The organism is Pricia antarctica (genome assembly GCF_900101815.1).
GTDB lineage: Bacteria > Bacteroidota > Bacteroidia > Flavobacteriales > Flavobacteriaceae > Pricia > Pricia antarctica.
Genome location: NZ_FNAO01000010.1, coordinates 18833 through 30989, shown reverse-complemented (window position 1 = coordinate 30989; position 12157 = coordinate 18833). Strand labels below are relative to the sequence as shown.

Here is a 12157-nt window from a genome sequence, read left to right as displayed (position 1 = left end):
ATAGTTACCCTTATTATTTCGAATAAGGTTCTATTGTTCTTATGCTTCCATCCTCTAAGTGCTCCAGTTCGGTCACCTTCACAGACCTTAAGTGTGTAACGCCTTGGGATAGGCTACTATCATGATAAAACAGATACCACGTATCCTCAACCTTACAAATGGAATGATGGGAGGTCCAACCAACAACGGGTTCCAAAATTTTACCGCCATAGGTAAATGGGCCGTAAGGATTATCACCAATGGCATAACATATGAAATGGGTATCTCCGGTAGAATAGGAGAAATAATAGGTATCGTTATACTTGTGCATCCAGGAAGCCTCAAAAAAGCGCCTATTCGTATCCCCGGCCAATAACAAGTCACCATTTTCGTCCAAAATTTCAATTTCTTTTGGTTCTTCGGCAAACTCCAGGAGCGTATCGCTCATTTTTGCAATAATGGGCAATAATGCCCCCTCATTGTCTTTTGGAATATGTGCAGTGGGACTATCGGGAGATTCGGCATTGAATTTTCCGCTGCGCCACCTTTGTAATTGTCCTCCCCAAAGACCGCCAAAATACATATAATAGCTACCGTCCCCATCTTCAAATACGGCAGGATCAATTGAAAAACTACCCTTGATTGCTTCCGGCTGCGCAATAAAAGGCCCAATAGGGCTATCGCCTACGGCAACTCCGATTCTAAAAACACCATCGTGGGCCTTTGCCGGAAAAAATAAATAATATTTTCCATCCTTATATGCGGCATCCGGTGCCCACATCTGTTTTTCGGCCCAAGGTACATCAGTAACATGTAACGCCACACCATTATCCACCGCTTCGGCATCGATCGAATCCATTGAAATAACATGGTAATCTTCCATGGCAAAGTGGCTCCCTAGATCATCAAACGCCTCCCCGGCATCAACATCATGGGAAGGGTAAATGTATATTTTTCCATTAAAATAATGGGCCGAGGGATCAGCCGTATATATATGGGAAACCAAAGGTCGGGAAATGGCGTTCTCGTTTAATTTGGTAAAATCTATATCATCGATACTTTCTTCCGGCATAGTCTATTGTTTTCTTCTTGTAATTAAATCTTCTTCAATTTCCACCTCCATCTTCTTATTGATTTCATATAAAAAAAGTAGGGCAATCGCCAAGAAAAAAGCGATGGATGGAAATATACTTACCAACATTCTTGTTCCTTGAATGGCAGTTTCGGGCTGTATAATGGATTCATTGACCGCAAATTTCTTAGGGATATAATGGTAAAGACCCAAAATCCACGTAACCAGTGAACTACCAATGGTCAGCCCTAATTTTAAACCGATCAACATCGCAGAAAAAATAATAGCGGTGGCACGTCTATTATTTTTCCATTCGGAATAATCCGCAACATCCGCAATCATGGCCCATAACAGCGGAATGGTGATACCGTAGAAAAATCCATGTAAAATTTGGGATAGAAACATTAATTCAACGGAGGTAGGCGCAAAGAAGTAGAAAACAGCAATGAACAAAGTAGATATGAATAGTGCAGATCCAAAAACATCCCGTTTACCGAATTTATCCGCCAAACGCTTGGATAGTGAAATGCCTACGATCATAAAAATAATTCCCCCGGCATTAAAAAGACCAAATCCTGCAGAGGTAGGATTATCACCAAAAAAATCAACACCAATATTGGACAGGCCATGCAATAAGGGACCTATGAAATCTGCTAAGCTAGTGGCATCGACATAATTTTCAAAGTAATAGACATAAGAGCCTCCTTTCATTGCTAATGTTATAAATACCAAAGTGGTAAGCACCAGCATAATAATCCAAGGTCGGTTTTTGACCAAATCCCCTAAATCATTTTTTAGACTGGATTCTTGTTCTATTGTAGGGATTACTCTTTCTTTAGTGGTAAAAAAAGTGATGAGCAACATTGCGGTACCAATAATCGCCAAATAGGTCATCACGATTTCGATTCCCACCGCTTTATCACCGCCACCGGCATATTCAATAATGGGTAACATAAAGACTTGCACGAAGAATTGTGCGAACATAACAGCTACGAACCTATAGGATGATATACTGTTTCGTTCCTTCATACTCCCTGTGATTACACCACTTAGGGCGGCATAGGGTAAATTATTTGCGGCATACAGCAATAGTAATAGCGTATACGTTATCGCCGCGTAGGCAACTTTACCGGTATAATCAAAATTAGGGGTGCTGAACGCCAGTAAGGCGACGATACCTAAAGGAACCGAAGTAAATAATATCCATGGCCTAAACTTCCCCCATTTACTTCGGGTACGATCGGCAAGAGCCCCTATTATTGGATTAAAAGCAAATGCCGCAATCATCCCCACAATAAATATTATTAGTGAAGCGTCATTGTTCTCAAGCCCATAAATATCCGTATAAAAATAGGCCAGATACGTAACCAAGGTTTGAAACACGAGGTTTGCGGAAAGATCACCTAAAGAATATCCAATCTTCTCCCTTAAAGATATTTTATGATTATGGTCCATTTACTTAAGAGGTGTTAGGTTGCCTTTATAAAATGCTGTCTCGAGCGACTTGAATGATACTGTCATAGGCCATTTTGGGCTTATTATTCCTATCAAATGGTAATGGATAATTGGTTCTTCCTTTTATGGGCCAGCCATTGAGCCATGATTGCCCATCATTTAGGCCCCAAAAGGTAACTCTACTGATTTTATCACTGTGCTTTTTAAACAATTGAAAAATATCTTTATACCGTTTCGCCAACTGTAAAGAGACAGAGTCAGGCAATCCGTTTGGATATGGGTTCATGGTTTCGCTATTCTCAAAGTTCTGGCCCACTTCCGCCCCTTCTAAATCCCAAGGATTTGGCAGTACCGTTATATCCAGTTCGGTAATCATCACTTTCAAACCCAGAGCGGCGTAGGATACAATGCTGGTTTCTATATCTTTCAAAGAGGGTTCCTCTAAATTCCAATGACCCTGCATGCCGATGCCATCTATTTTAGCACCATTTTCCTTTAATAATTTAACAAGTTTAATGGCACCGGCCCTTTTTTCCGAATTGCACATGTTATAATCATTATAATAGAGCTCTACATCGGGATCAGACTCTTGGGCCCATTTGAAGGAGTCTATCAAATAACGATTTCCTAATTTTTCAAGGAATATGGAGTTTCTTAGCGTTCCGTCCTCGTTCAAGGCTTCATTTACGACATCCCAGCCATCGATTTTACCTTTGTAACGTTCCACAATCGTTTTGATGTGATTTTCAAGACTAGTAGAAAGTTCCTCAGTACTTTGTAAGGTGGGCACCCATTTTGCCAGTTGGCTATGCCAAACCAAGTTATGACCTACAACGAACATATTATTTTTCTTCCCAAATGCAACAAACCGATCTGCAGTATCGAAATCAAACTTCCCCTTTTCAGGTTCCATAAACATCCATTTCATAGAATTTTCTGGAGTGATGCTATTGAATTCTTTTTTCAAAAGTTGGCTATCCAAGGAATCGGTTTCAAAAATTTGATTTTCGTTCAGGGCCGTTCCAATAACAAATTCATTTTGAAAAGCTTCTTTTAAAGAGGTTTCGGTTTTTTGTTTGGGTTGGTGCGATTTATTTGCTTCCTCACAACTTAGAGTTGTCAAGAGCAACGCAATTATAAGTATTGAAGTTTGTTTATAGGGTGTCATATAGATTAGTGTCGGTTTAAATTTTGCAAACGTTTTTGGGTGGTTATTAATTTAACTCGGAGTTAAAAATAATACAAAGCATAAAACTGTATTGAAACAATTGAAGCAATACCTAATAAACATGTTGCATTGTTAAATTTTAAGCTGTTAAATAAAGGAAATATATAGTTTGGGCAGGTAAAAACAGAATATTTTATAATGGCAAATGGGAAGAAGGGACGTATTTAGATAGTTGTTTTTAATTCTGTTGGGAGAACACCAAATTCGTTTTTAAAACACTTGCTAAAATAGGATGGTGATGAAAAACCAACTTTGAAACCGACTTCACTTATGGACTCACTGCCGTTTTCGATCATTCGTTTTGCTTTTTCCAAGCGAATTTTTCGGATAAGTTCGGTGGCCGTCATACCTGTAATTGATTTAATTTTTCTATACAACTGACTTCTACTTAGCGCCATATCTTCGGCTAGATATTCCACATTCAGGTCGGGTTCACTGATATTTTCAGTAATAAAATCTAAAACTCTTTGCATAAACGTCTTGTCAATAGCGGTGGTATGCTCTAAAAGAGTAATCGTATTATTTTCATGGATATTTTTTTGAAGGGATTGTTGTCTACTCACCAGCAATCGTTTTAGATAGGAACGTAGTAATTTCATTTCAAAGGGTTTATTCAGATATGCATCTGCACCCAAATCAATACCCTTGATCTTATCACTGTTCATAGTTTTAGCGGTTAACATTATAACAGGAATGTGACTTGTTTTTAAGTCTTCTTTAATTTTTTTACAAAATTCAAATCCATCCATTTCTGGCATTATAATATCGGTAATTATAATATCGGGTAAACCTTTAAGCGCTAATTGAATGCCTTTTTGCCCATTTTCTGCTTCAATTACCATATATTCTGGTTGTAATTTTGTTTTGATATAATTCCTGAGTTCCCTATTATCTTCTACCAATAAAATTGTTTTTCTGTCTTTATCGATAAATGAAAGGCTTTTGGTTGATTCTAAGGTGTTTCCTGTGTTCGGATCGATTTCAATCTGGGTAAGGTCAATATTTGCTTTGAACTTAGGTAGTAAGGGAATTATAGTTGTAGATTCAAATAAATGGTCTTTTCCTAGTGGAAAAAGTAATTTGAATTTAGTCCCTTCCCCCTCTTCACTTTGAACTTCGACCTTACCCTTGTGCAATTCAACAAAACTCTGAACTAGTTCGAGACCAATTCCAGTTCCAGAACCGCCATAATATTGTTGGTTTCTATCTTTTGCCCGATAGAATCTTTCAAAGATATGTTCAAGATCTTCTTTGGTAATGCCAAAACCGGTATCCTCGATAATTATTTCCAAAGCACTAAAAGGAATATCCTTGTTCACCAAGGGGAACAGGATTTTTTCCTTACTCACATAAACACCCAACGTTATTATTCCATTTTCAGCAGTTGCTTTAAATGCATTGGAAAGAAGATTGAAAATGACTTTTTCCAATAATCCCGGATCGGCCCAAAAATCGGACTCCTTGTCATCGGATTCAGTGGTTAGAATTATATTTTTTTCAAACGCCTCCTCTTCAAAATGTTCCACTACTTCCTTAACAAATTTAAAGGCATCAATTTGGGAAGCATTCAATGTTAATCTATTGAGATGAAGTTTTCTAAAATCCATAAGTTCATCTATCAGATTCTTCATACGTTGCGCATTCCTGTAAATAATTCTATGTTTATCTTTAATGCCTTTATTCAGCTTCATCTGATTTGATTCTATAATATCGGTAATAGGGTTGATGATCAATGTTAAGGGTGTTCTGAATTCATGGGATATATTAGTGAAGAATTGTATTTTCTTTTCATTTAAGAGTTCTTCTTGTTGTCGCTGTTCCCTTTCTAATTTTAATGTTCTTTTATCCTCTAATCTTTTATTCAAAAACCAATTAATAGACCAGGCCAATCCTATAAATAAAAGGATGTATAGTAGAACTGCCCAAGAAGTAGCCCACCATGGCGCAAGGATGGTTATAGGAAGGGATAAAGGATTTTCTGCCCAAACACCATCGTTATTGGAAGCTTTAACATGAAAGGTATACTCTCCGGGCGATAGGTTGGTATACGTGGCTGATCTATTGTTCCCGACATAGTTCCAATTTTCTTCAAAACCTTCTAAATAATAAGCATATTGATTGGTATTGGCACGTGTGAAATTTATAGCGGCAAATTCTAATGTAAAAACAAATTCACTTGGTTTTAACGTTAATTTCTGGATTTCAGAAATATTTTTAGTAAGTGGCGAGTTTTTAGCTGCGGGAACAACCGAATTATTGAACAATTTAAAATCCGTCAAATAAACGATTGGTTCGTTCTGGTTTTGGATAATTTTATTGGGATTGAAATAATCTATTCCTTCGTAACTTCCAAAATATAATATGCCTTTATTGTCTTTTAGAACTGAATTGAAATTAAAATTATTTACTAGTAACCCATCTTCTTTATTGTAATTGGAAAATTCTTTGGTTTGGGTATCCAGCATAGATAGACCTGTATCCCCGCTTACCCAAATATTGTTGTTGTTGTCCTCGATTATAGATGATATGTTCTCTATGGATAATCCCTCTTCGGTTTGAAACCATTCTATATGGTTATTTTGGGTAGTTATCTTACCAAGACCTTTTCCATAGGTTCCAAACCAAATGTTATCTCTGCTATCCTCAAAAATAGTTCTAGTGTTTATTTTATCCTCAACTAGTGCATTATTTGAGATAGGCTCATTTATAGCGATGGTTTGATAGGTGGTTTTATTACTCGAAATCACCTTAAAAAGCCCTTTGGGTGTTCCGAGCCAAATATTGTCATTATGATCTACAAAAACCGTACGAATATGCCCCTCGTTCCCATAAATGGTCTTAAATGAATCATTGGAGTGACTCAAAAATTCCTTGGTTTCTGAATTAAAGGAGTGCAAGCCGCCAAAAAAGGTAGCAATCCATAAAGTGCCCTTTGAATCTTCCGAAAAACCGGTAATTCTATTTGAGGTGAGTCTACCCTCGGTATTGGCCGTATTATAGTTTATAAACGTATTACTTCCCTTCTTTAAATAATAGATGCCAGAACTCCATGTTCCTGCCCATAGGTTCTTTTCATTATCGAGATAGATGGTTTGAACATCTAATTTATCAAGACCTTTGATATTGGTATTCCCCGATAGATGGGAGAATTCTTTGGTTTTTAAATTAAATTTATCAATTCCACCGCCATCCATTGCTATTAATAGATGATTATCATCAGCTTGTACTATCCCTGTAACAGAAGGTGACTGAAGGGAATTCTTCTTATTCGGAATACTTTGTAAATCGGAAAACTTATCATACAAAGCATCATAAACACCGATGCCCCTATTGTAATAGCCTATCCAAATTCGATTTTGGGCATCTCGGCAAATAGACCAAATAGAATTGGAAAGAATATTACTCGGTTCGGTCTTGTCATATCTATAATTCTCACTCACGTTTCCGTTGGCTTCCAAAACAAATAAACCGTCGTTCTCAGTAGCACAGAGTATGGTATGGTCAGCCGTTATTTCAATATCAAAAATTCGTTTTTTAGTGAAATCGAAAACTTCAGAAGTATAAATTTCCGAAGATGTATTAATCCTGACCAAGCCTCTATTAAAAGTGCCTATTAAAAGGTTATTCGCTTCGTCATTTGCAAGTGATTCTATGGCATAATCAATTTCTTCGGGGCCATTTTCGGTTTCGAATCGTTTCTTTTCCCAAATATGTAAGGTCTCATTATAGATGAAAAGGCCCATATTGGTGCCAAGTAACATATTGCCATCTTCAATGGGCAACATTGAATTTATAATGATTTTGGTACTATTTAAGGATAATCTTTCATTGATTTTTTGAATTGAAAGCCTGTTAGGCGCTAGCTTATATAGTCCATTACCGGGGGTTCCTATTAGTAAAGATTTGTTTGAGGTTTCACGAATCGAAAAAACAGAATAATTCTCATCTTCCGATTGAATACCAGCAATTTTAATTTCCTCGAATGCATCAAGGGTCAAATTATACTTATTCAAGCCTCCTTCGGTGCCGACCCAAATAGTATTATCAGAATCCAAGAATATAGTATTTACTATAGAGCTATTGATACTGGTACTATCTTTCGGATTGTGTTTATAGACTTTTAAGTCGGTGCCGTTATATTGGTAGAGTCCTTCTCCATTCGTAGCGATCCAAATAAGCCCATCATGACCTTGAATAATATCGGTAATGGCACTTTTCGGAAAACCTTCATCAATAGTGACAAAGTGATATTGGTGGTTATTGGTCTGACCTTTGGCGGGACCTGCTAAGAGTAGGCAAAAGCTTATGGACAGCAAAGACAACAGATTTCCTTTCATTATTGCCTACAATTTAAATATTTTTTAATAGGTATTCCACATTAATGCACAAGAGGACAAACAGCTCAATTTTTAGTCCCATTGCGGACGGATACCCGGTGCAAAAGGAAATTTTAGAGAGCGATAGTATGCTAAGGTGTGGGCCGGTTTATCAACACCCTTTGGTAATGGCCTTTGTGAAAAGGTTTGAAAATAAAGTAAACAGGCATCTCTCCACCATTCTGCTTCCTTCAGTTGAATCTGAAGTAACATATTTATTTCCTTGAATTGACCTTCGGTCAAGTAAGGTTTGGCATTTTTCCAAGTAGTGATCATATCCTTTACTTGATTTACACCCTCTTGATATTTAAGGGCCAAACCATCCCACAAATCAATCCCGTTTTTTAGTTTATAATCCCATGGCAAATGATGGAACCAAAGCAAATATTTTTCAGGAATTTTACGGGTATCATTATATATAGTTTCAAGTTCTTTTGCATACTGCTCAGTAGCATTACTACCCGTTGGCGTTCGGTCAAAACCAATACCATTATAATCAGCATTATGATAATATACTGGATTCCAGTCCGGTCTACCCAAATCATCTACCCATGGGCCTGGACCGTAGTGGTGCCCGGTATCGAAAATATGGTGAAGCCCTAACGGAGTCATATAATTGACAACCGCTTCCCTAGAGGTGATCATCATTTTTTTCAAGGGTTCTACAAATGCTTTCTCACTACTGTAGGTGGCTTTTAACCATTCCTCGGCTATAGTTTCTGCACTCAAGTACGGATTCCAAGCCAAACGACCAAAGCCATACCAATTTGCTTGGGCAAACGGATGTCCTGTCCAATTTAAGTCGGTACCAATATTGGCAACACCGGCCATACCCGTCAATGTATTACCGTATAGACTACCGTCAATTACTTTTGACACGGTAGAACCTTTTCCTTTTTGAAAAGTATCGGCATCTAAAACTTCCTCAAAAAGCTTGGGTAAGAATACCAAATGGGTGCTAAAGCCCAAATACTCTTGGGTGATTTGAAACTCAATAACCAATGGCGTTTGTTTCATAGCCCCGAACAATGGATGAAAAGGCTCCCTGGGTTGAAAATCGATCGGTCCGTTTTTTACCTGCACCAGTACATTGTCCATGAACTTACCATCATAGGGTAAAAACTCGTCATACGCCTGTTTGGCCCTATCCGTATCATCATGTTCTGAATAAACAAAAGCACGCCAAATGACAATTCCCCCGTAAGGTTCCAAGGCGGTGGCCATCATATTGGCTCCGTCAACGTGATTACGACCGTAATTTTGGGGGCCTGGTTGTCCTTCTGAATTGGCTTTGACCAAAAATCCGCCAAAATCTGGAATACGCTTATAAATTTCAGCAGCTTTGTTTTTCCACCAATTTTGAACGTCTGGATCAAGGGGGTCCGCTGTTTTTAAGTTCCCGAGTTCAATTGGGGCAGAAAACCTTGCGGTTAAATAAACTTGAATGCCGTAACTTCTGAAAATAGTGGCCAATGCCTCTACCTTATCCAAATACATTGGATTCAGTATCAATGCATTGGCATTTACATTTGTTAACACAGTAGCATTAATACCTATGGATGCATTTGCCCGCGCGTAATCAATATAACGTTGATCAATATACCCAGGAAGTTTTTGCCAGTTCCAAAGTGAAAACCCGGCATATCCTCTTTCAACGGTTCGGTCTAAATTATCCCAATGGTCTAACATTCTCAGTTTCACCTTTGGACTATCTATTAAGTCAATGGTAGTTAGCTTTTGGTGGGTCTGCATCAGATGTAGCAACCTAAAAACACCATATAGTATTCCAATATCCTTTTTGGCACTTATAACCGTAACTGGATTGCTCTTATAACTAATGGTTTTTATAAGAAAGCCTTCATCGTTTGTAGTACGGAAATCATTTTCTAATTGTAATCTTAAATCACTGGGAAGTTTTTCGAAAAGTTCTATTATCAATGTATTTTCTGGCTGGATAGTAGCAGTATAAGACCCATTTTTCTCTAGTAACCGAGGTATTGCCCGACCTAATTCATTTTGGGCATTTTTTAGTATATCACTACTGTTGGATAAATAAATAGAACGAACGAGATTCGAATAATCGGATGCTAATTGGGGATCCTCTATTTTATCATAGTTTAACCAAAGCTTATAGCCATCCAAATTCTGACTATTGGCATTAAGGCAGATCGAAAAATAAAGAAGAAACAACAGTTTATTTAAATTCATTTTAAACTTTTTGAAAATGATAACCTTCAAAATAGAAGGCCTTTTACGATAAGCGGCGTTTTAAAACTATAATAGCCTGGTTAAAGATAATGTTGCAATATACCTAGCACATTTTCATTTATGTAAAACTAATACAACTGGTGATTTACTAATTTCTAGAATGCACTTTACCTAAAAATTAATTTGTACGAGACGCTTTACGTTAATTCCATTTCAGAAACGGCAAAGAATCATTAATTTTTGCTGCCCTTATAAATGCGGACTTATCATATGGATAATCTTATATGTAAAAGGCAGCATGCTTTCACATGCTGCCTTAAATTAAACTAAACTAACTCAAAATAAAATTTTTAGTATCCAGGATTTTGATCAGCGGAGGTAATAGCTTCATTAGATGAGATTTCTCTATCAGGAATTGGCCATAATTCGTTTTTACCGGCTTGGAAGTTTGTACCGGCCAATTCGGTAGATGCCAGATTCCATCTCAAAATATCATTAAATCTAACCTGTTCACCGGCTAGTTCAACTTTTCTTTCATGGACGATCGCTGTAAATACGGCAGTTTTAGATAGGCCATTTGGTAAATCATCTAAACCAGCTCTCTCCCTAACTCTATTAATATATGCTATAGCAGCGTCTTGGGTGCCAACTTCATTTTCACATTCTGCCATCATCAACAAAACATCGGCATATCTCAAATATTTGAAATTGATACCTGATTCGGTATCCTCATTGGTATCCTTATAATAGTTTTGATATTTCTTCCAACCGGCTCTCCTTTCTTCACCGGCAGTTAAGTCACCTGCTGTTACAACTCCCCCAGCGAATGTATCCCCGACCGAATAGTATGTAGCCGGGTACCTTAGGTCCCCATCTTCATATTCATCAAGTAAGTCGTCTGATGGGTAAACGTTAAACCAATCATTGAATCCGTATTCTTGACCTCTGAAAGTGGCCTCGTTTGGTCCTGCACCGGTCACTTGGGAATCCCATTGGGCACTTGTTCCCAACTCATCGTCATACTCTATTTCGAAAATAGACTCAATACCATGTTCAGTTTCTTCCTTAAAATTATCAAAATAGTCAGGCTCTAAAGAAAATCCACTTAACTTTTTAAACTCTTCCAATGCAGGTCCGTATTGTTGTCTGAACAAATAGACCTTTCCCAGCAGTGCTGTTGCTGCTTCTTTGGTGGCCCTTCCATTCTCTTCTACCTCTTTTGAAAGCAGTGTTGAAGCTGCGGTTCGCAAATCAGAAATCATTAACTCATAAATTGCATCGCTTGGAGAAATTGCAACACCTTCAGTGGTAGTAGGGATTTCTGTGATTAGCGGAACGTCCCCAAATCTAGTGACCAAGTAAAAATAAAAAAGAGCACGCAAAAATTTTGCCTCTCCAATAAATTTAGCTTTTAGTTCTGGACTAACAGTTGCATCATCAATAGCATTTATGATTCCTTCGTTGCCAATTACAAAGTTGGCCTTGTTGATTCCCCTAAAACAACTTTCCCAATAATCTGCAATTGGGCCATGGCTAGAGTCAAAAGAAAAATCGATGTATTGTTTTTTATCAGCTTCCAATTGGGGATTTCCAGAATTTTCATGGGACATATTATCTTGTGAAAAAAACATGTGTCTAGAATACAATCCGCCAGTTTGTAAATTGGAATAAACCGCATTTACCGATGACTGTATCTGGGTTTCTGTTTTGAAAAATGTCTCGGGGGATAACCCATTGGGGTTCACCAATTCTAAATCTTCGTCACCACAGGAGTTAATTGCCAATACGGTAACACTGAACAGTAAAAAGGAAAAAATAATTTTTGTCGCTTTCATATCT

Annotated in this window: 6 protein-coding genes; all 6 read right to left on the bottom strand. The window is 37.6% G+C overall.

Annotation, left to right across the window (positions count from 1 at the left end):
* Positions 1-13 precede the first annotated feature (13 nt).
* Positions 14-1051, bottom strand: a complete 1038-nt coding sequence (locus tag BLT07_RS18185) for a glycoside hydrolase family 43 protein (protein WP_091873150.1) — start codon at positions 1049-1051, stop codon at positions 14-16.
* A 3-nt stretch (positions 1052-1054) separates the two neighbouring features.
* Complete coding sequence (locus BLT07_RS18180; RefSeq protein WP_091873147.1) at positions 1055-2506, bottom strand: MFS transporter; 1452 nt, start codon at positions 2504-2506, stop codon at positions 1055-1057.
* 25 nt (positions 2507-2531) lie between these two features.
* On the bottom strand, positions 2532-3674 hold the full coding sequence (locus BLT07_RS18175) for an endo-1,4-beta-xylanase (RefSeq protein ID WP_091873144.1): 1143 nt from the start codon (positions 3672-3674) through the stop codon (positions 2532-2534).
* A 224-nt stretch (positions 3675-3898) separates the two neighbouring features.
* Positions 3899-8071 (bottom strand): hybrid sensor histidine kinase/response regulator transcription factor, encoded by a 4173-nt coding sequence (locus tag BLT07_RS18170; RefSeq protein WP_091873141.1) that lies wholly within the window; start codon positions 8069-8071, stop codon positions 3899-3901.
* Positions 8072-8143: 72 nt separating this feature from the next.
* On the bottom strand, positions 8144-10318 hold the full coding sequence (locus tag BLT07_RS18165; RefSeq protein ID WP_091873434.1) for an alpha-glucuronidase family glycosyl hydrolase: 2175 nt from the start codon (positions 10316-10318) through the stop codon (positions 8144-8146).
* Positions 10319-10668: 350 nt separating this feature from the next.
* Positions 10669-12153, bottom strand: coding sequence for a RagB/SusD family nutrient uptake outer membrane protein (locus BLT07_RS18160; RefSeq protein ID WP_091873137.1), 1485 nt, complete (start codon positions 12151-12153; stop codon positions 10669-10671).
* Positions 12154-12157 lie beyond the last annotated feature (4 nt).